Here is a 19,165-nt window from a genome sequence, read left to right on the forward strand (position 1 = left end):
GCTGGGCAGCGCCCTAAAGGGGCGCGGGGAACTGCGCGACCGGCCATCCGAGGCCCGCAGCCGCCGAACGTCGCGTAGCCCCCGCTGAACAGGCGGTTCTCAGGTGCCGGCCAGCGGCAGCGCCGCCGCGACCAACTTCCCGTTCGCCGCCGCCTTGTCCAGCGCGTCCCGGAGCAGGTCCTCGCGGGGCTGACGCCCGATGGACCCCACCGGCGCGGCGAACATCAGCACCTGCTGGTGCTTGTTCGCGGCGGCCCGCCAGCCGTCCGTCACCAGCAGCGGCTGGTGCGCCTGCCACCACGCGACCGGCTGCCCGCCGTTCGTGCCCGGCTGGAGCACCGCGTGCAGCTGTCCCATGGCCAGCAGCACCGACCACCCGTGCAGCACCGGTGGCACATCGGCCAGCTCGGTCGCCGGCATGAACCCCTGTTCGATGAGCAGCGGCAGGAAGTCGTCACCCGCGCCGACCGCCCCGGGGCGGACGATGGGCCCGGTCGGCTCGACGACCAGCGCCGGGTGCAACTCCCCGGCGATCAGCACGAGTCCGCTGGTCACGCCGAGTACGGCCTGCTCGGGCACGATCGTCTCCGGCTCCAGGTCGACCCGGTCACCGGTGATGGACTTCACGGCGCCCCGCAACTGCTCCTCGGTGACCTGCACGACCTGCGACGGCAGACAGGTGGCGTGGGCGAAGGCGAGGACGGCGGTCTCGTCCCCGATGAACAGGACGGTGCTGGTGCGCTCCTGTTCGGAGTCGCCCGGGGTGCGGCAGGACGTGCAGTCGTAACTGCCGGGGGCGTTGTCCCCGGCGAGCAGCCGGTCGGCTTCCTCGTCGCCGATCTCGGCACGTACCTCGTCGCTGACATCGAGCATGCGCGGCACGGGTGGCTCCTCGGGATGTGGTGCGTGGCGGGGCCGGGTGGCTCCCGGCCCGTGAACCGGGCGGGTCCCGGGCTCATGAAGAAGACAACGGGCGATCTGTGGCGGGAGTCACGCACGACAGCGAACGGAATCGAACCATCCGACGCACAGGGTCACCTTGGGTGCGGAATTGCCCACTCTCCGTCAAGTCCTGGGAAATGCAAGCAAGTTGGTTGCGTGGGGTGTGTCACAGATCGTCGGGGCCGGGGGTCGACAAATCCGGAAATCAGGGAATGAAGTGGGTGGCTGAAAATCGCTGATACCCGAGGTAACGGCGAACTGGCCTGGACCGACAAGGAGTTGGTTGATCCCGGCCGGTCGATGTCCCTACATTCCTCCGCCGTGTGCAGCGAGCACCGCTCGGGTACGTCCGCCGAACGCACCAGCAGGCTTCACAGAACGACCTTCAGGCGGACGGGGCGAACGCGACTCACCCGCCCCATGGCGTGGCGAGTGGTGGTCAGCTCCGGGGGAGCCCGGGTCCTTCGAGAGGGACCTACATGTCCGAATGTGCCGATAACACTCACGACAACGCTCGGAAGGCGCCGAAGGCTTCGAACGGGAGCCGGGCGCGTACGACGGCGGTCCTCGCCGGGGCGGCACTGCTCGCCCCGCTCGGACTGCTGGCCGCGACAGGCAACGCCGCAGCGGCGGACAGTGGAGTGTGGGACCGCATCGCACAGTGCGAGAGCGGCGGCAACTGGCACATCAACACCGGCAACGGCTACTACGGCGGACTTCAGTTCTCCGCCTCCACCTGGCGCGCGTACGGCGGTACGGCCTATGCGCCGACGGCGGACCAGGCCACCAAGGCCCAGCAGATCGCTGTGGCGACCAAGGTCCAGCGTGCACAGGGATGGGGTGCCTGGCCGACCTGCTCGGCCCGGGCCGGAGCCTCCGGGAGCGCACCCGCGGCTTCCGCGGGCGGAGCGTCGTCCTCCGCCGGCAAGACGGCCCCGTCGACGGCCAAGTCGGCCCCGGCCGCTCCGTCACGGGCGCCGGAGCGCTCTTCGGGGCACCAGACCCGCGACGCGTCCCGCGGCGACTACACCGTCCGCGAGGGCGACACGCTGAGCGGCATCGCCGCCCGGCACGGGACCACCTGGCGGGAGCTCTACGCCGCCAACAAGTCCGTCATCGGCGGTGATCCCCACCTGATCATGCCCGGGCAGCGACTCGAACTCTGAGCGCCGCCCTCGGGGCCCCGCCCGGTCCGCCGACCGGGTGGGGCACCCGCGGCCGTCGGACGCGCCGCACGGATGGTCGGCAATAAGCTGCCTAGCGTGCTGATATGAAATACGCACCGCTCACGATCGCCCTGGCCACCGCACTGTTGACCGCCGTCGCCCCGGGCACGTCGCACGCCACGTACGCCCCGCAGGTGGCGTCTCCACTACCGGCTTCCGGCCCCCCTCCCAAACCCGCGTCCCTGGCCTGTGCCAAGAGTCATTGGCCCTGGGGCTGTGTCGCCAAGTGCGAGAGCGGCGGCGATTGGCACATCAACACCGGCAACGGCCACTACGGCGGGCTTCAGTTCTCGCAGTCGACCTGGAAGGGCTTCGGCGGGCTGAAGTACGCCCCGCGCGCGGACCTCGCCAGCCGCAAGGAGCAGATCGACATCGCCCGCAAGGTCGTGGCGGTACAGGGCTGGGGGGCGTGGCCGCACTGCTCCCGGCGGTACGGGCTCAAGGGCCGTATGAAACTGGAGAAGCCCCGCGCCGACGTCGTCAAGCACCGGCTCAGCTCCGTCCTGCTGCTCATGCCGAGGGGCGCGAGGCTGGGCGCTACCCTGCCCGGCGCTCATACTCGCCCGCCTCTCCACTGAACACGACAGCGCCCCGCCGCAGTTCGTGAACGAGTGCCGCCCGGCCCCGCAGGACGGGCGGCAGTCGTTGCTCGGCGACGACCACGCACGCGTCGAGGTCGCTCAGCAACTCGTACGTACGGGCGGCGACCATGGGTGACATGCCCTGCGCCGGCTCGTCCACGAGGACGACACGCGCGCGTGCCAGCAGGGCGCGGGAGAGCGCCAGCATGCGCTGCTCGCCGCCGGACAGCGTGCCGGCGCGGCGCGCGAGCAGGGGTTCCAGCGGCGGGTAGGCGTCCAGGGCGATGTCGTACGACGGGGACGCCAGTTCGAGGTTCTCGCGCACGGTCAGGGAGCCGAAGACCGCCTGCCGCTCGGGGACCAGGCACAGTCCGCGGCGGGCCCGCTCGTGGGCCGGCGTCCGGGTCACGTCGACGCCGTCCCACACCACCGCGCCGCCGGACAGCCGCACCGTTCCGGCCAGCGCGCGCAGGGCCGTCGTACGCCCGGATCCGTTGCGGCCCAGCAGGACGGTGAGGCCGGGGCCTGCGGCGGCGAGCGTGACGCCGTGCAGGGCCTCCAAGGGGCCGTAGCGCACGCGTGCGTGGCGCAGCGAGACGGTGGTCATGGTGGTCATGCGGGGGCCTCCCGGGTGTCCGCCGCGTCGAGCACGTCGAGTACGCGGTCGGGTGGGCCGGAGGCGACGATGCGGCCCGCCGTCATGACGTGCACGGTGTCGGCGAGGTCGGCGACCAGGTCGAGGTCGTGTTCGACGACGAGCAGGGCCATGCCGTCCGCGGCGAGGGCCTTCAGGATGCGGGCGAGCGCGGTGACTTCCGCCGTGTCCAGGCCGGCGGCGGGTTCGTCGAGCAGCAGGATGCGTGGGCCGCCCGCGAGGGCTCGGGCCAACTCGACCCGCCGGAGGGCGCCGGTGGGGAGGCCGGCGGCGGGCAGGGAGCGTACGGGGCCGTCCAGGCCGAGGAGCCGGAGGGATCTCTCCACCGCGGACGGGTCCTGGAGCCGGCCCTGTTCGGCGCCCACGCGGACGTTCTCGGCGACGGTCAGCGAGGGGAAGACGGACAGTTGCTGGAAGGTGCGGGCGATGCCGAGGCGGGTGCGGGCGTGGGCGGGCAGGTGGGTGATGTTCCTGGCACCGAGGCGGACTTGGCCGTGGGCGGGGCGGTGGGTGCCGGCCAGGCAGTGGAACAGGGTCGTCTTTCCGGCGCCGTTGGGGCCGACGACGGCGGTGATGTGGGTGGGTGGGACGGTGAGGGTGATGTCCTCGAGGGCGGTGAAGGTGCCGTAGCGGGCCTGGAGGTTGTGGGTGGTGAGGGCGGGGGCCGGTGGGTGTGCGCGTGGGCGTGTCGACAGGCGGCCTTCGGCCGCCATCGTGTTCCCACCCGCATCACCCGTGCCGCTCTCGTCGCCGGGTGCGGGTGGCCCCAGCGGGGCGTGATCGCCGTCGGCGTCCTCAGCGGGGCGAGCACGGCCCCTCGACCGCCACGTACGCTCGTCTGCCGCCGCCCGGCGCGGTTCCCCGGCTGCCGTCTGCCCCTGCCCACCACTCGCCGGCCCTCGTGATTCCCCGGCCGCCGTCCGCTCCTCCAGCCCCCGCGCTCCGGTGCCCGACGCTGTCAGGCCCGTCAGGGTTGGGCTTGGAGTGGGTTCGGGAGGTGGTGGGTGCAGTCGGTGCCGTACCCGTGTCCCCCGTGATGTCAGACGTGGTTCCCGGTGGCGGCGCAGGCGGGTCGTGGCCGTGCGGAGTGCCTCGTGCGGGCCCCCGGGGAAGCGGCCCACCAGCACCGCCAGTACGCCGATCAGGGCCGCCGCCACCCCGCCGCGGGCGCCCGCGTCCAGGCCGACCAGGAGGGCCGCGGCAACCAGGGCACCCAGGGTGCTGTCGGCGCCGAGGACCACCACCGCGGCGAACCAGAGCAGGCCGCGGACCGGGTCGTAGGCGGCGGGGTCGAACGCGCGCAGGCCCATGCCGAGCATGCCGCCGCCGAGGGCGGCCAGGGCGGCGCCCGAGACGAAGGCCAGGAGCTTGAGGGAGGGCACCTGGACGCCCGCCGCCGACGCCCCGGACTCGTGGTCCCGCATCGCCGCCAGGGCCCGGCCCGTGCGGCCCCGGCGCAGCAGCCAGGTCGCCAGCAGGGCCGCCGCGAGGAGGACGAGTTCCAGGACGTAGTACGCGCGGTCGCCGTCGAAGCCCGCCGGGCGGCCGAGCGACAGGCCCGCGATCGCGTACGGCTGGGCGAAGACGAAGCGGCTCACCCCGACGCCGACCGCGAACGTGGCCAGGGCCAGCGCGAGGCCGCGGCGGCTGATCGCCGGCCAGCCCGTCAGCAGACCCAGCGGGGCCACCAGGACGACCGCCAGGGCCAGCGCGGCGAGCTCCGGCAGCCGGGGCAGGCCCGGGAAGCGGCCGGCCGCCAGCAGGGCCGTGAACAGGGCGCCCAGGCCCGCGTAGGCCGCCTGACCGAGCGAGATCTGGCCGCCGCGGCCCGTGACGACCACCAGAGAGAGCAGTACTACCGCCAGGGCCGGCACCTGTACCGACGTGTGCAGGTCCGAACCCGCGAAGCCGAGCGGGAGCAGGAAGAGGACGACCGCCACGATCCAGGCGCCCGTAGGCGTCGGCACGCGCGCGGTGGCCGTGCGTGGGAGCGCGTCGCGCGTGCCCACGCTCGGCAGGGCCAGGGCCGCGATCAGCAGGGCCACCACGAAGAGGTTCGTGCTGACCGCCTGGAGCAGGGGAGCACCCCAGCCCGACGGATGCAGGCGCGTCAGCTGGCTCTGGGCCACGCCGATGGCCAGTACCGTCACGACGGCCACCGGAAGGCTGCGCATCCTCGCGACCACCGCAACCGCCACGACCTCCATGACCAGCAGCGGCAGGCCGTACGGGTCGAGGCGCACATACGGGGCCAGCAGGACGCCCGTCAGGCCCGCCGTGAACGAGCCGAACGCCCAGCCCGCCGCCGCGACCCGGTCGGCGTCGATGCCCCCGAGGACGGCCAGCTGCCGGTCGTCGACCACCGCGCGCAGCTCCCGCCCGAAACGGGTCCAGCGGATCACCGCGCCGACCCCGGCCGCCAGCAGCAGCGCCACCGCGAGCTGCCCCCAGGGGTCCGCCGACACCAGCTCCGGCGTGTCCTCCCGCGCGCCCTGACCCCACAGCAGCGCCGCCCCGCCCACCAGCAGCACGAACACCCCGATGGACGCCACCAGTGTCTGCGCCGGGTCACCGCCCAGGACGGACAGCGGCCGGAAGACGAACCGTTCCAGCAGCATCCCGATACCGGGCGCCAGGACCAGCAGCGTCACCGTCGCGCCCGCCCACAGCGGCCAGCCCCACTCCACCACGCACTGACGCAGCACATACGCGCACACCATCGCGATCGCCCCGTGCGCGAAGTTCAGCACACCGGTCGAGCGATACGTCACGACCAGGCCGATCCCGGTGAGCGCCGCGGCGCTGCCGACCGACAGACCGGCCAGGGTGAGGTCGTACGTCAGGGAGGACATCAGCCGTCCGCCTCAGTCGTCCGCTTCGGCGGGCTCACAGATCGGGCACGGGCCCAGTTCGCCGCTCCTCACCAGCTTCGCATCGACGGGGACGGCCTCGACCTTCCCGGCGACCAGCGGACAGTCCGCCCGGTGCCAGAGCGTGCCGCCGGGGACCATGAGGAGGTCTGCGCTGACCGCCAGAGGCGCCGCGGCGCCCTGCCCGGACTCCCCGGCGTCGGCGGGCTCCGCGGCCACCAGAAGGCCGTACAGCTCCTCCACACGCGCGGCGGCGAGGGCGCCCCGGCCATGGGTCAGCAGCACCGCCCCGGCGACGATCAGCGCGGCGCCGGGCACCGTGCAGGACGCGAGATACGGCAGCTGACGCTCGGCGAACCGCTCGCCGGAGACGCCGTACCAGCCGATGACGCACAGCACCGCGCCGGCCGCGAGCGCGGCCCAGCCGGCCCACAGGGCGGGGTGCACGGTCCGCAGTCGCGCTGTCCGCATCGCCGGCTCCCACACGTCGGGTTCGTGCGCATGCACACGGGGTTTCCGCGCATGTGCCTGTCCATGTCAGCCAATGGCTTGCACTATGCCTCCTGCAAGCTGACCCTGAAAGCACCGGGCGCACACGGCCCGGATCGACACCCGGTGGTGAGCCAGATGGTTCTCGGGAGCGACCTCAGGCGGCGCGACGCGCACAAGGGACGGGGTACGGCACTGGCGGCCGCCCTGCTTCTCTTCCTCGCTCCGGCCCTCGCGGCGTGCAGCGACGACGACGGGGGCGGCGGCAACGAGACCCCGCCGACACCGACCGTCGAGCGGACCGAGCAGTCGCCGGCCGCCTCCGCCCCCGCCGACACCGCGGCGGCCGAGACCGAGATCAAGCAGAACTGGCAGAAGTTCTTCGACCCCAAGACCTCGTCGGAGGACAAGCAGACCGTCCTGGAGAACGGCGAGCAGATGGCGCCGGTCCTCCAGGCGTTCAGCGGTGACGAGCGCGGTGGCCAGGTCCAGGCGAAGGTCTCCAAGGTCGAGTTCACCTCGCCGACCGAGGCGAACGTGACCTACGACCTGACCCTGAAGGGCGCCACCGCCCTGCCGAACGCCGCCGGAACCGCGGTCGAACAGGACGGCACCTGGAAGGTGTCCGCCAAGACCCTGTGCGCGCTGGTCCAGATGAGCGGCAATGGGTCACCGATCCCGGGGTGCTGAGGCGGCGATCTTCGTGCTGCTGCTGACTCTGAGTACGGCGTGCGGCAGCCGGCTGCCGGAAAGCGACTTCGAGCACCGGGACCGGGGCACTCCCTCGGAGCCGGCCCCGGACCGCGGCCCGATCCGCGTGGGCGTCATCACCAGCGCCACCAGTCCCGTCGGCGGCAACGCCTTCACCGGCCCGCGCGACGGCGCCAAGGCGTTCTTCGACCGCCTCAACACGCGCGGCGGCATCGACGGCCGTCGCGTGGAGGTGCGCCTGTGCGACGACGGCGGCAGCGGCGTCGGCAACAACGAGTGCGTGCACGAACTGATCGACGAGGACAAGGTCGTCGCCCTGGTCGCCACCACCGCCCTGGACTACGCGGGCGCCTCGCGCGTCTCACGCGCACGCGTGCCCGACATCGGCGGCCAGCCCATCGGGGCCGCCTACGACACCTGGCCGCACCTGTACGGCATCTACGGCAGCCTCGCGCCCCGCGCCGGCACGACCGGCTGGGACGGCGTGCAGTACGGCGGAACGGAGGTCTACCGCTACTTCAAACGCGAGCACGGCGCCCGTACCGCCGCCGTCGTCTCCTACAACCAGCCCGCGTCGGCCGCCTACGCCCGGCTCGTCGAACGGGGACTGAGGGCCGAGGGCTACAAGGTCGTCACCGAACAGGTCGACTTCGCGCTGCCCAACTTCCGCGCGGCGGCGGCCGACCTGAAGGAGCAGGGCGCCGACCTCGTCTTCGACGCCATCGACACCCACGGCAACGCCCGGCTGTGTGAGGCGATGGACGACGTCGGCGCCGAGGTGACCGCCAAGGTGACGAACGTACAGAACTGGACGTCCACCGTCGCCGAGGACTACAAGGACGCACCGCGCTGCCGCAACGCCCTGTGGGCGACCGGGTCGTCCCGCAACTTCGAGGACACGGGCCAGGACGCCGTACGCGAGTTCCGCGACGCCACCAAGGGCCTGGACAGCCACTCCCAGTGGCAGCTGGAGGGCTGGGCGGCGGCGAAGTGGTTCACGGACGCGGCGAAGGCGTGCGCCCCGCAGGGCGTCACACGCGCGTGCGTCGACGACCGCATGAACCACAGCCAGGGGTACACCGCCGACGGCCTGCTGATCCCGGTCCGGTTCGAGCGGCTGCCCGAGCCGCCGAAGAGCCGCCGGACCTGTCTGTCGGTGGCCCGCTGGGCGGACGGCAGGGGATGGGTGTCCCAGGGAGACATGAACGACACGTGCTTCGACGTCCCGCAGCTGCCCTACCGGCCCTGACGGGCAACCAAAAGGCCATATCGCCGGTCCAACCGACAGAGCCCGGAGCCGAGGGAGGAACCGCAGCGCATGACGCCCCTGCCGCAGGCCGCACCACTGCGCGCCGACTGCATCGCGGACTCGGCCGGCGGACTGACGTTCGACGTCACGGCCGTCGGGCCGGCCATGGAGGCCCATCTCGTGCTGCGCCACCGCGAGGGCGACGAGGAGATCACCCTGCCCCTGTCCCCGGCCACGACCGGCCGCCTGCGCGCCGCCCTCCCCAGCAGCGTCCCGCTGCCGGAAGGCCACTGGGACGCCTACGCCAGCGTCCGCGACGAGCACCCCGACCGGCTCGTGCCGGGCGCGATGGAGGTGCATCCGTCCGCGTCCCGGGTCCCGTACGAGACCCGCGGCGGCAACCTCAGCGTCGAATGCCGTCACGAGGAAGCACCCTTCAGGCCGACGCCCTTAGGGGCTGCCCTCTAGGCGACCAGGGGCTGCCCTCCAGGCGACTGGCAGACTCGGATCATGTTGGACACATCCGCCCGGTTGCTGCGGCTGCTCTCCCTCCTCCAGGCCCACCGCGAGTGGTCCGGCGCCGACCTGGCCGACCGCCTCGGCGTCACCGCGCGCACCGTCCGCCGCGACGTCGACCGCCTGCGCGAGCTGGGCTACCCCGTCAACGCCACCCCCGGCACCGGCGGCGGCTACCAGCTCGGCGCCGGCGCCGAGCTGCCGCCCCTGCTGCTGGACGACGACGAGGCGGTCGCCGTCGCTGTCGGCCTGCGCACCGCCGCAGGACAGGGCATCGAGGGCATCGGCGAGACGTCCGTACGCGCCCTCGCCAAGCTGGAACAGGTCCTGCCGAACCGGCTGCGCCGCCGTGTGAGCGCCCTGAACGCCTTCACCGTGCCGATGCTGCGCGGCCCCCAGCCATCCGCCGTCGACCCGGCAGTGCTCACCGAACTGGCCAACCTCTGCCGGGACTCGGAGCGGCTCCGGTTCGAGTACCGCGACCACGAGGGCGCCGCCACCCGCCGCACCGTCGAACCGCACCGCCTGGTGTGCAGCGACCGCCGCTGGTACCTCGTCGCCTGGGACACCGACCGCGAGGACTGGCGTACGTTCCGCGTCGACCGCGTCACCCCGAAGCCGCCGCACGGCCCGCGCTTCGCCCCGCGCACCCCGCCCGCCGAGGACCTCGCCGCGTACGTCTCCCGGGGCGTCTCCACGCGCGCGTACGCCTCACAGGCCGTCGTCCGGCTGCTGGTGCCCCTGGAGGAGGCGGCCGAGACCATCTCGCCCACGGCAGGGCAGCTGGAGGCGGAGGGACCCGGCAGCTGCCTGCTGCGCACCGGCGCCGGGAGCCTCGACGTCATGGTGATCCATGTGATGCTGATGGGCTTCGAGTTCGAGGTCGTGGAGCCGGCCGAGCTGGTCGAGACGATCAGGACCGCTCAGGGCCGGCTTGCTCGCTCTCTGGCTCGGGCTGCGGAGCCTCCAGCGCGTGCTCCGGGTGGTGCAGATCGAACGCCGGGGACTCCGAGCGGATCTTCGGCAGCGTCGTGAAGTTGTGCCGCGGGGGCGGGCAGGAAGTCGCCCACTCCAGGGAGCGGCCGTAGCCCCAGGGGTCGTCGACCTCGACCTTCTTGCCGTACTTGGCGGTCCTCCAGACGTTGTAGAGGAACGGCAGCGTCGACAGGCCGAGCAGGAACGCGCCGATCGTGGAGATCGTGTTCAGCGTGGTGAAGCCGTCGGCCGCGAGATAGTCGGCGTACCGGCGCGGCATGCCCTCCGCGCCCAGCCAGTGCTGCACCAGGAACGTGGTGTGGAAGCCGACGAACAGCGTCCAGAAGTGCATCTTGCCGAGCCGTTCGTCGAGCATCTTCCCGGTGAACTTGGGCCACCAGAAGTGGAACCCGGCGAAGATCGCGAAGACGACCGTGCCGAAGACGACGTAGTGGAAGTGGGCGACCACGAAGTACGAGTCGGAGACGTGGAAGTCCATCGGCGGGGACGCGAGGATCACCCCGGTCAGACCGCCGAAGAGGAACGTCACCAGGAAGCCCGTCGCCCACAGCATCGGTGTCTCGAAGGACAGTGAGCCCTTGATCATGGTCCCGGACCAGTTGAAGAACTTCACACCCGTCGGCACGGCGATCAGGAAGCTCATGAAGGAGAAGAACGGCAGCAATACCGCGCCGGTGACGAACATGTGGTGCGCCCACACCACGATCGACAGACCGGTGATCGCCATCGTCGCCCCGACCAGCGTCAGATAGCCGAAGATCGGCTTGCGGCTGAAGACCGGGATGATCTCCGTGATGATGCCGAAGAACGGCAGCGCGATGATGTACACCTCGGGATGCCCGAAGAACCAGAACAGGTGCTGCCACAGCAGCGCCCCGCCGTTGGCCGCCTCGAACACCACCGAGCCGAACCGGCGGTCCGCCTCCAGCACCAGCAGGGCCGCCGCAAGGACCGGGAACGCCATCAGGATCAGGATCGACGTGAACAGGGTGTTCCACACGAAGATCGGCATCCGGAACATCGTCATGCCGGGGGCGCGCATCCCGATGATGGTGGTGATGAAGTTGACCGCGCCGAGGATCGTGCCGAAGCCCGCCAGCGCCAGGCCCATGATCCACAGATCGGGGCCGATGCCGGGGGAGCGCTCCAGGCTGTTGAGCGGCGCGTAGGCGAACCAGCCGTAGGAGGCCGGCCCGTCCGGCACGATCAGCGAGCCCATCACGATCAGGCCGCCGAACAGGAACAGCCAGTACGAGAACATGTTCAGCCGCGGGAAGGCGACGTCCGGCGAGCCGATCTGGAGCGGCATCAGCTCATTGGCGAAGCCCGCGAAGGTCGGGGTCGCGAAGAGCAGCAGCATGATCGTGCCGTGCATGGTGAACAGCTGGTTGAACTGCTCGTTGCTCACGACCTGCATCCCCGGCCGGGCCAGTTCGGCCCGCATCACCAGGGCCATGGCACCGCCGGCCAGAAAGAACACGAACGACGTGATCAGGTAGAGGTGGCCGATCTTCTTGTGGTCGGTGGTGGTCAGCCAGTCGACCACCACACGGCCGCCCGGTGGCCTGCTTCGCATGGGTCGTGCCGTCGCCTGTACGGTCTGCGTCCCCATCGCTCGCTCGCCCCTTCGCTCGTCGCGTCCCGGGCCCGCCGAAGCCCGCGTCGCACGCGCCGACGCGAGCTCACGCCATGATGCTCGCGGCGACGGCGCTTCGACAGGGGGCGTACGGAGGTCCTGTGGTGGAACCATGTACTTTCTGTGCGGTGCCGGCTCCCGTGGCCCGCGCGGAATCAGGGGAAAAGGAGTCCCGGGGCAGTTCTTCGGGAACTTTTCCGCCGCGCTGTCGGACCGGTCCGTGCGACACGCTGGAATTACGATCGAATGCCTGCGGAAGGCCCAGAAAATCGCTCGTCCGTGTGACGGTCCGTCGATGTCGAAGGGGCCGAAACGCGTGTCGTGATTCTGTGACAAAAGCGTGACCCCAGAGGGATGTGTGACCTCGGATGCCCGCAACAAAGGTTCACCGTCCGCACTGGCCCGATCCCTCGGCGAGGCCCTAGCGTTGACCGCATGGCACCCATTCCGAAACCCCCAGCGGATCCCCAGGACAACCCCGACGCCTATGTCGGACTCGACGCCGACGGGGCCGAGCGGCTCGCCCGCGAACGCGGGTGGACCACGGTGCGCGCGCTGCCGCCGGGGGCCATCATCACCATGGAATACCGGAGCGGTCGCCTGAACTTCGAGGTGAAGGACGGCCAGGTGGCGCGGGCCTGGAAGGGCTGACAGACGGCGACGGCCCCGGTTCCCGAGCGGGAACCGGGGCCGTCGCCGTGCGGGTCGGTCGTGCGTACCGAACCCGTGCCGTACGGGGCGGGTCAGCCGCCCGTGAGGGGACGTGCCGTCGGGGCCCCGCCTCTGCCGATACGGTCCGTGTGCGGCGGGCGGCGGCTGCCGGCCGGGGTGACCGGCGTGCGCTCGCCACGGGCCGTGTGCGGGCCGGGCGCCAGGTACACGGGCGCCCGCGGGGACCGGGCCGGAGGCGACGCCTCGCGCGCCGCGGCCTCGTCGTCGACGGCCGTGGGACGCGGCTTGAGCAGTACCGGAGCCTCGACCGGGGCGGGCACGGGAAGGGCGCCGGCCCGGCGGGCGCGCCAGCGGTCGCGCAGGTCGAACAGCCAGGTCTCGCTGCGGGCGATCAGCGGCTCGAACCAGGGCAGGGCGAGCAGGATCAGCAGGCCCGCGGCCCAGCCGAGCAGCACGTCGCTCAACCAGTGCGTACCGAGGTAGACGGTGGACAGACCCACGCCCAGCGAAGTCACCGCCGACAGGGCCGACAGCCAGCGGCGTGCTCTCGGGGTCGAAGCCAGATAGGCCAGGATTCCCCAGGTCACCACGGCGTTGGCGGTGTGGCCGCTGGGAAATATATCGCCGCCGAGCCACATCTCGTTGGAGCCGACGGTCGTCGCGTAGTGCGGTCCGAGGCGGCCCATGCCGAGCTTGGCGGCGCCGACGGTGACGTTCAGCAACAGCAGCGAGACGCCGAGCGCGAGCAGCGGCCGCAGGGTGTGCTGCCGCCACGAGCGCCAGCCCAGCCAGGCCGCGACCATCACGGCGGTCGGGCCGCGCTGGCCGAGCACCACGTAGTAGTCGACGAACGCGTGGATCTCCGCCCACTGCTGGTAGGGGCGGAAGAACATGACCTGCCAGTCGAGCCGGACGAGCCACGAAGTGATGACTACGGCCCACACGATGGCCCCGTAGAAGGCCAGGGTCGCGGAGAAGAGCACGATCCTGTGCCGGGTCATCCGCGGCACATCGATGTGGGCCGGACGTTCCGGTTCCCGGTCCAGCCTGGCGAAGACCCGGTCCAGACGGGTCAGCTTTCGTTCGGTACGCACCCAATCGACGTTACAGCGAGTGAGCGCAGTTCAAGGGCGATTCCACGGCTTTGTGATGACGATGTGATGTGGGATTCCTCTCAGGGGGAGGTTTATTTCCAAGGAATCCGTAATCGTCGGGAGCTACATCCTTCAATTCCTTTGATCATTCTGTTGGTTCGTTTTTCACCGCTTATGAATTCGTTCACCGAATCCTTGGGTGGAATTCTCCCGGGGCTCACCGGTCGGGAGCCGGTGGGTGTGGCGTACGCCACATGCGATCGTGTGCAGTCTGAGAGGTCCACCACTCGGTGCGGACCCGGACTCGCGTACCCTGACGAGTCACTCGCCCTTGTTGCGCGGGCCGGAGACCACCGCTCCTCTCCGGCCGAGTCGCGGGGAGTCCCCACCCCGTGTGCCCGCCGAGGGCGAGGGAACATCTGGGAGGTACGTACATGTCCGGGACGACCACGGCTGCCGCTGCGCTGCGCCGTCGGGCGGCCGGGGCCGGTGCCAACCGCTGGGTCGTCCTCGTCGTCCTCTGCGTCAGCCTGCTGCTCGTCGCCGTCGACGCGACCGTGCTGCACGTGGCCGTGCCGGCCGTCACCGAGGATCTTCGCCCCGGCGCGATAGAACTGCTCTGGATCGTCGACATCTATCCGCTGGTCTGCGCCTCGCTGCTGATCCTCTTCGGCACGCTCGGTGACCGGGTGGGCCGCAGACGCGTCCTGCTCCTCGGGTACGGCCTCTTCGGCCTCGCCTCCGGTCTCGCGGCCCTCGCGCACGACCCACAGGTGCTGATCCTGGCCCGCGCCCTGCTCGGCGTCGGCGGCGCGATGATCATGCCCGCGACCCTGTCGATCCTGCGCCAGGTCTTCCCCGACCGGCGCGAGCGGGCCCTCGCCATCGGCATCTGGAGCGCGGTGGCCGCGGTCGGCGCGGCCGTCGGACCGCTGCTCGGCGGCTTCCTCCTCGAGCACTTCTGGTGGGGCTCGGTCTTCCTCGTCAACATCCCGCTGATGCTGGTCAGCCTTCCGGTGGGCCGGCTGCTGCTGCCCGAGTCGAAGGGCGACCGCAAGGGCCCCTGGGACGTGGTCGGCGCGCTGCTCGCGGCGGCCGGTCTGTTCGGCGTTGTCCTCGGCGTGAAGCGGCTCGGCGGCGGGGAGCCGGTGGCCAGCCTGTTCACCTTGGTGCCGCTGGTGGCCGGCGCGGTGATGCTGGTCCTGTTCGTACGCCGGCAGAAGCGTCGGGCGTACCCCCTGGTGGACCTCAAGATGTTCGCGCGCCCCGCGTTCAGTACGTCCGTCGGGTGCATCGTGCTGGCGATGCTCGCGCTGGTCGGCCTCGAGCTGATCGCGGCGCAGTATCTGCAGCTCGTGCTCGGTCTGTCACCGCTGGAGACCGGCCTGCGGCTGCTGCCGCTGACCTTCGCGGCGATGGCGTCCGGGCTCGCGGGTGCGCGCATGCTGCGGCGGTTCGGGCCGCGGCGGATGGTGTGTGCCGGGTTCTGTCTGACGGCCCTCGCGGTGGTCGTGCTGACCGCCATGGGCGGCGAGGACAACCCCGGGCTGCTGCTGTTCGGGTTCGTGCTGCTGGGCTTCGGCCTGGAGACGACGCTCTTCGGGGCGTACGAGTCGATGCTGAGCGAGGCTCCGCAGGAGCAGGCCGGCGGGGCGGCGGCGATCGGGGAGACGTCGTACCAGCTCGGCGCCGGTATCGGCATCGCGCTGCTGGGCAGCGTGATGAACGCGGCGTACGCCCCCGGGCTGTCGGGCGTGTCGGGTGTGCCGACGTCGGCCTCCACGGCGGCCTCGCACTCGTTGGGGGAGGCCTACGAGGTCGCCGGGCAGCTCGGCGGCTCGGCCGGCGCGGCCCTCCAGCACGCGGCGCGGAACGCGTTCGTGCACGGGCTGCATGTGACGCTGCTCGTGAGTGCGGGGTTGTTGCTGCTGGGGGCGGCGATGGCGTTGCGGTTGCCGCGGACCATGCAGTGCGAGGCGGAGAGCGTGGAGCTGCCGAAGCCGAGGGAAGTCGTGGAGTCCCGCGTCTCCGCCTGACGAGCCTCCTCCCGTGCGTGGAAGGCGTACTGGACGTACGGGACACTGCGTCGTAGCGTCTGGCGCACAGCCGTGACTAGCGGTGCTAGTTTAATTCGTTGCCGGAGGGTCTCCCATGTCCGCGTCCTCGAAGTTGCCCCCGTTCGACCCCGCCGACCCCCTCGGCATCGACGACCTCCTGGAGCCCGAGGACCTGGCCATCCGGGGCACCGTGCGGGAGTGGGCGGCGGATCGCGTCCTGCCGTATGTCGCCGAGTGGTACGAGAAGGGCGAACTGCCGGGGATCCGTGAGCTCGCGCGGGAGCTCGGGGAGATCGGCGCTCTCGGGATGTCCCTGAAGGGCTACGGGTGCGCCGGGGCCTCCGCCGTGCAGTACGGGCTCGCCTGTCTGGAGCTGGAGGCAGCCGACTCCGGGATCCGGTCGCTGGTGTCCGTGCAGGGCTCCCTCGCCATGTACGCCATTCACCGGTTCGGGAGCGAGGAGCAGAAGCAGGCGTGGCTGCCCCGCATGGCCTCCGGTGAGGTCATCGGCTGCTTCGGGCTGACCGAGCCCGACCACGGCTCCGACCCGGGCTCCATGCGGACGTACGCCAAGCGCGACGGCTCCGACTGGGTCCTCAACGGGCGGAAGATGTGGATCACCAACGGGTCCGTCTCCGGCGTCGCCGTCGTGTGGGCGCAGACGGAGGAGGGGATCCGGGGGTTCGTCGTCCCTGCCGGCAGTGACGGATTTTCCGCGCCGGAGATCAAGCACAAGCTGTCGCTGCGTGCCTCCGTCACCAGTGAGCTCGTGATGGACGACGTACGGCTGCCGGCCGACGCCGTGCTGCCGGAGGTCGTCGGGCTCAAGGGGCCGCTCAGCTGTCTCTCGCACGCCCGGTACGGGATCGTTTGGGGTGCCATGGGCGCGGCGCGGTCCTGTTTCGAGGCCGCCGTGGACTACGCGAAGACGCGGGAGCAGTTCGGCCGGCCGATCGGGGGCTTCCAGCTCACCCAGGCCAAGCTCGCCGACATGGCGCTCGAACTGCACAAGGGAATTCTGCTCGCCCACCATCTGGGGCGGCGGATGGACGCCGGTCGACTGCGTCCGGAACAGGTCAGCTTCGGAAAGCTGAACAACGTCCGCGAGGCCATCGACATCTGCCGTACGTCACGGACGATTCTCGGTGCCAACGGGATCTCACTCGAATACCCGGTCATGCGGCACGCGACCAACCTCGAATCGGTGCTCACCTACGAGGGCACCGTCGAGATGCACCAGCTCGTGCTGGGCAAGGCGCTCACCGGGCTCGACGCCTTCCGCTGACCCACCAGGGGGCAGGGCCGGTGAACGGCCCTGCCTCAGCTCTGGTTGTAGAAGCCGTCCTCGCGGTGAGCCGCGCGCTCGCCGCTGATGATCTCCGTGTCGGCCGGGGTCAGCAGGAACACCCGGTTGGACACCCGGTCGATCGAGCCGCGCAGACCGAAGATGAGCCCGGCCGCGAAGTCGACGACGCGCTTGGCGTCGGCGGGCTCCATGGCCGTGAGGTTCATGATGACCGGGACCCCGTCCCGGAACAGCTCACCGATGGCGCGGGCGTCCCGGAAGCTGTCCGGAGTGACCGTGCCGATCCGGCGGCCCTTCTCCTCGGCCACGTCCGTGGCCACCTTGACCCGCGGGTCGGTGACCCAGGCCTCCCCGGGCTCGGTCCCCTCGGAGTAGTCGTCGTCGTAGTAACGCTCGTCATCGTTGTCGTCGACGAGGCCCAGCCAGGCGCTCGCCTTGCGTACCGATCCCATGGACGCCTCCTCTCACAGCGGTCTCTTTTGCCTTCCGCATCCCTATGGTCATCCATGATGCGGACGTCACGCCAAGTGGATAGACGCCGCGCGGGGGGTTTGTGACGGTACTGGTGCACAGCGAATACGTCGAGAGCCCAGGTCCCCCAAGGGGCATGCCACGTACGGCTGCTGACTGGGAGTGAAATATGATTCTTCGCGGCGTATGGGTGAGCCGGGGGGCGTACGGGTGAACGAGTCGGCCGTGGCCATCGGCACGGGGGTCGGTACGATGCGGCAGCTCAGCGTCGTAGATGCGTCGTAAGAACCTCGGGGGAGCGTCGTGTTCGGAATCGTCAGGCCCTGTCGTCATCGTCTCGGAGAGAACCTCACCGGGCAATGGATGGCGCATTTGTGCGGGCTGTGCCTCTCGCTCCGCGGGGACCATGGTCAGTTCGCGCGGATCGTCACGAACTACGACGGGCTCCTCATCTCCGTTCTGACAGAGGCTCAGTCGGACAGGGACAGCGGGCTGCGGCGTACGGCGGGACCGTGCCCGTTGCGCGGGATGCGCACCGCGTCCGTCGCACAGGGCGAGGGCGCCCGGCTCGCCGCCGCCGTCTCGCTGGTGCTCGCCTCGGCCAAGATCCGTGACCATGTCGCCGACCGGGACGGGCTGCTGGCCCGCAGGCCGGTGGCGCTCGCCGCGCGCCGGGTGGCCGCGGGGTGGGGCGCGGCGGGTGCCCGCGGCGGGTCGGCCGTCGGGTTCGACACCGCCGTACTCGTCGACGCGGTCGACCGGCAGGCCGGCATCGAGGCGCTCGCCGGGATCGGGACGCCGGTCCTCGCCGTGACCGAACCGACCGAGACCGCGACCGCCGCCGCCTTCGCGCACACCGCGGTCCTGGCCGGACGGCCGCACAACGCCGAACCGCTCGCCGAGGCCGGGCGCCTGTTCGGGCGGCTGGCCCACCTCCTGGACGCCGTGGAGGACCGGGCTGCCGACGCCGAGGCGGGTGCGTGGAACCCTCTCACCGCGACCGGGACCTCGCTCGCCGAGGCGCGTCGGCTCGCCGACGACGCCGTGCACGGAGTGCGGCTGGCGCTGCGCGAGGTGGAGTTCACGGATCCGGGGCTCGCCCACCTTCTGCTGGTGCACGAGCTGCGGCGCTCGGTGGACCGGGCGTTCGGCACGGTGCCGGTCTGTGCGTCCCACGCCTCGCACGCGTCGTATCAGCCGGGGCAGCCCGGGCCGTACGGACAGCCGCCGCAGCAGCCGGGGCAACCGGGGCAGCCCGGTCCGTACGGGGCGCCGCAGAATCCGTACGCCGGTGGGAACCCCTACGCGGGCGGCAACCCGTACGCCGGCGGTGGGGGAGCGGCCGGCGGTGGCTTCGGCGGAGGCGGCGGTGGCGGTGGCGGTGACTTCGGCGGGTTCGGCGGTGGGCCGGCGCCGCAGCCGCCGAAGGGGCGGCGTGGGTTCTGGGCCGGCTGCGGGATGTTCTGGCTGCTGTGCTGCACCTGCAAGCTGTGCTGTGCCAAGGAGTACGAGGGTCCGTGGTCCCGCAAGAAGCGCGAGGGCTGCTGCCGTGACTGCGACTGCGACGGGTGCGACTGCTGCTGCCCCTGCGACGGTTGCTGAGCGCTTCGCGTAGACGTCGGTCACTTCCGGACATCCCCTGATGCACGGCCCGTGCGCTGCGAGCTCAACCGCGCCATGCTGCCGCCCCGCGT

General features: G+C 71.3%; 16 protein-coding genes and 1 pseudogene. 10 read left to right on the top strand and 7 right to left on the bottom strand.

Translation table 11 applies throughout. The features are described 5' to 3' along the window. Positions 1 to 99: 99 nt before the first annotated feature. Positions 100 to 882, bottom strand: coding sequence for a hypothetical protein (locus tag ACFPQ9_RS18320; RefSeq protein ID WP_380854038.1), 783 nt, complete (start codon positions 880 to 882; stop codon positions 100 to 102). Positions 883 to 1,421: 539 nt separating this feature from the next. Between ACFPQ9_RS18320 and ACFPQ9_RS18325 the strand changes: the two genes are divergently transcribed. Next, positions 1,422 to 2,108: a LysM peptidoglycan-binding domain-containing protein gene (locus ACFPQ9_RS18325; RefSeq protein WP_380854040.1), complete on the top strand. Its 687-nt coding sequence runs from the start codon at positions 1,422 to 1,424 to the stop codon at positions 2,106 to 2,108. A 104-nt stretch (positions 2,109 to 2,212) separates the two neighbouring features. Continuing rightward, complete coding sequence (locus ACFPQ9_RS18330) at positions 2,213 to 2,746, top strand: transglycosylase family protein (RefSeq protein WP_380854042.1); 534 nt, start codon at positions 2,213 to 2,215, stop codon at positions 2,744 to 2,746. Here ACFPQ9_RS18330 and ACFPQ9_RS18335 read toward each other — a convergent pair. The 3 genes from ACFPQ9_RS18335 to ACFPQ9_RS18345 are packed head-to-tail and all read right to left on the bottom strand — an operon-like array spanning position 2,706 to position 6,745. Then, positions 2,706 to 3,356: an ATP-binding cassette domain-containing protein gene (locus ACFPQ9_RS18335; RefSeq protein ID WP_380854477.1), complete on the bottom strand. Its 651-nt coding sequence runs from the start codon at positions 3,354 to 3,356 to the stop codon at positions 2,706 to 2,708. The two genes, ACFPQ9_RS18330 and ACFPQ9_RS18335, sit on opposite strands and share 41 nt — an antisense overlap. 5 nt (positions 3,357 to 3,361) lie before the next feature. Beyond that, complete coding sequence (locus ACFPQ9_RS18340; RefSeq protein WP_380854044.1) at positions 3,362 to 6,256, bottom strand: ABC transporter permease subunit; 2,895 nt, start codon at positions 6,254 to 6,256, stop codon at positions 3,362 to 3,364. 12 nt (positions 6,257 to 6,268) lie between these two features. After that, on the bottom strand, positions 6,269 to 6,745 hold the full coding sequence (locus ACFPQ9_RS18345) for a hypothetical protein (protein WP_380854046.1): 477 nt from the start codon (positions 6,743 to 6,745) through the stop codon (positions 6,269 to 6,271). A 156-nt stretch (positions 6,746 to 6,901) separates the two neighbouring features. Here ACFPQ9_RS18345 and ACFPQ9_RS18350 point away from each other — a divergent pair, with 156 nt between their 5' ends. The 4 genes from ACFPQ9_RS18350 to ACFPQ9_RS18365 all read left to right on the top strand — a co-directional run bounded on the left by ACFPQ9_RS18350 (position 6,902) and on the right by ACFPQ9_RS18365 (position 10,274). Next, a complete protein-coding gene (locus tag ACFPQ9_RS18350) occupies positions 6,902 to 7,453 on the top strand; it encodes an MTB12 C-terminal domain-containing protein (protein WP_380854048.1) in 552 nt (183 codons plus the stop codon). After that, positions 7,428 to 8,723, top strand: a complete 1,296-nt coding sequence (locus tag ACFPQ9_RS18355) for an ABC transporter substrate-binding protein (RefSeq protein ID WP_380854050.1) — start codon at positions 7,428 to 7,430, stop codon at positions 8,721 to 8,723. Before ACFPQ9_RS18350 ends, ACFPQ9_RS18355 begins: the two co-directional genes overlap by 26 nt. Before the next feature lie 69 nt (positions 8,724 to 8,792). Beyond that, positions 8,793 to 9,191: a hypothetical protein gene (locus tag ACFPQ9_RS18360; protein ID WP_380854052.1), complete on the top strand. Its 399-nt coding sequence runs from the start codon at positions 8,793 to 8,795 to the stop codon at positions 9,189 to 9,191. A gap of 42 nt (positions 9,192 to 9,233) precedes the next feature. Next, positions 9,234 to 10,274: a helix-turn-helix transcriptional regulator gene (locus tag ACFPQ9_RS18365; protein ID WP_380854054.1), complete on the top strand. Its 1,041-nt coding sequence runs from the start codon at positions 9,234 to 9,236 to the stop codon at positions 10,272 to 10,274. On the opposite strand, the pseudogene ctaD reads toward ACFPQ9_RS18365, so the two are convergent. Next, positions 10,273 to 11,985 (bottom strand): annotated as a pseudogene (gene ctaD, locus ACFPQ9_RS18370) (aa3-type cytochrome oxidase subunit I); the annotation flags it as partial. The gene ACFPQ9_RS18365 and the pseudogene ctaD overlap by 2 nt on opposite strands. A gap of 321 nt (positions 11,986 to 12,306) precedes the next feature. Between ctaD and ACFPQ9_RS18375 the strand changes: the two are divergent. Then, positions 12,307 to 12,522 carry an I78 family peptidase inhibitor gene (locus ACFPQ9_RS18375; RefSeq protein ID WP_380854056.1) on the top strand — a complete coding sequence of 72 codons (216 nt, stop codon included), beginning with the start codon at positions 12,307 to 12,309 and terminating at the stop codon, positions 12,520 to 12,522. Positions 12,523 to 12,614: 92 nt separating this feature from the next. Here the strand turns inward: ACFPQ9_RS18375 and ACFPQ9_RS18380 are convergent, their stop codons facing one another. Continuing rightward, a complete protein-coding gene (locus tag ACFPQ9_RS18380) occupies positions 12,615 to 13,637 on the bottom strand; it encodes a phosphatase PAP2 family protein (RefSeq protein WP_380854058.1) in 1,023 nt (340 codons plus the stop codon). A gap of 434 nt (positions 13,638 to 14,071) precedes the next feature. Here ACFPQ9_RS18380 and ACFPQ9_RS18385 point away from each other — a divergent pair, with 434 nt between their 5' ends. Together ACFPQ9_RS18385 and ACFPQ9_RS18390 are read left to right on the top strand one after the other, a co-directional pair. Next, on the top strand, positions 14,072 to 15,673 hold the full coding sequence (locus tag ACFPQ9_RS18385; RefSeq protein WP_380854060.1) for an MFS transporter: 1,602 nt from the start codon (positions 14,072 to 14,074) through the stop codon (positions 15,671 to 15,673). A 115-nt stretch (positions 15,674 to 15,788) separates the two neighbouring features. After that, positions 15,789 to 16,979: an acyl-CoA dehydrogenase family protein gene (locus tag ACFPQ9_RS18390; protein ID WP_380854062.1), complete on the top strand. Its 1,191-nt coding sequence runs from the start codon at positions 15,789 to 15,791 to the stop codon at positions 16,977 to 16,979. A 35-nt stretch (positions 16,980 to 17,014) separates the two neighbouring features. Here ACFPQ9_RS18390 and ACFPQ9_RS18395 read toward each other — a convergent pair whose 3' ends face one another. After that, complete coding sequence (locus ACFPQ9_RS18395) at positions 17,015 to 17,452, bottom strand: cell division protein SepF (protein ID WP_030954768.1); 438 nt, start codon at positions 17,450 to 17,452, stop codon at positions 17,015 to 17,017. A gap of 322 nt (positions 17,453 to 17,774) precedes the next feature. On the opposite strand from ACFPQ9_RS18395, the gene ACFPQ9_RS18400 reads away from it, so the two are divergent. Next, positions 17,775 to 19,073, top strand: coding sequence for a DUF5685 family protein (locus tag ACFPQ9_RS18400; RefSeq protein ID WP_380854065.1), 1,299 nt, complete (start codon positions 17,775 to 17,777; stop codon positions 19,071 to 19,073). Positions 19,074 to 19,165: the final 92 nt, after the last annotated feature.

Origin of the sequence: Streptomyces coerulescens, assembly GCF_042657965.1 — a bacterium.
Lineage (GTDB): Bacteria > Actinomycetota > Actinomycetes > Streptomycetales > Streptomycetaceae > Streptomyces > Streptomyces coerulescens.

Coding starts and splice junctions, on each gene's coding strand:
- ACFPQ9_RS18385 (WP_380854060.1), top strand. CDS start 14,072: ATGTCCGGGACGACCACGGCTGCCGCTGCGCTGCGCCGTCGGGCGGCC.
- ACFPQ9_RS18375 (WP_380854056.1), top strand. CDS start 12,307: ATGGCACCCATTCCGAAACCCCCAGCGGATCCCCAGGACAACCCCGAC.
- ACFPQ9_RS18355 (WP_380854050.1), top strand. CDS start 7,428: ATGGGTCACCGATCCCGGGGTGCTGAGGCGGCGATCTTCGTGCTGCTG.
- ACFPQ9_RS18340 (WP_380854044.1), bottom strand. CDS start 6,256: ATGTCCTCCCTGACGTACGACCTCACCCTGGCCGGTCTGTCGGTCGGC.
- ACFPQ9_RS18350 (WP_380854048.1), top strand. CDS start 6,902: ATGGTTCTCGGGAGCGACCTCAGGCGGCGCGACGCGCACAAGGGACGG.
- ACFPQ9_RS18345 (WP_380854046.1), bottom strand. CDS start 6,745: ATGCGGACAGCGCGACTGCGGACCGTGCACCCCGCCCTGTGGGCCGGC.
- ACFPQ9_RS18390 (WP_380854062.1), top strand. CDS start 15,789: ATGTCCGCGTCCTCGAAGTTGCCCCCGTTCGACCCCGCCGACCCCCTC.
- ACFPQ9_RS18325 (WP_380854040.1), top strand. CDS start 1,422: ATGTCCGAATGTGCCGATAACACTCACGACAACGCTCGGAAGGCGCCG.
- ACFPQ9_RS18360 (WP_380854052.1), top strand. CDS start 8,793: ATGACGCCCCTGCCGCAGGCCGCACCACTGCGCGCCGACTGCATCGCG.
- ACFPQ9_RS18365 (WP_380854054.1), top strand. CDS start 9,234: ATGTTGGACACATCCGCCCGGTTGCTGCGGCTGCTCTCCCTCCTCCAG.
- ACFPQ9_RS18335 (WP_380854477.1), bottom strand. CDS start 3,356: ATGACCACCGTCTCGCTGCGCCACGCACGCGTGCGCTACGGCCCCTTG.
- ACFPQ9_RS18330 (WP_380854042.1), top strand. CDS start 2,213: ATGAAATACGCACCGCTCACGATCGCCCTGGCCACCGCACTGTTGACC.
- ACFPQ9_RS18395 (WP_030954768.1), bottom strand. CDS start 17,452: ATGGGATCGGTACGCAAGGCGAGCGCCTGGCTGGGCCTCGTCGACGAC.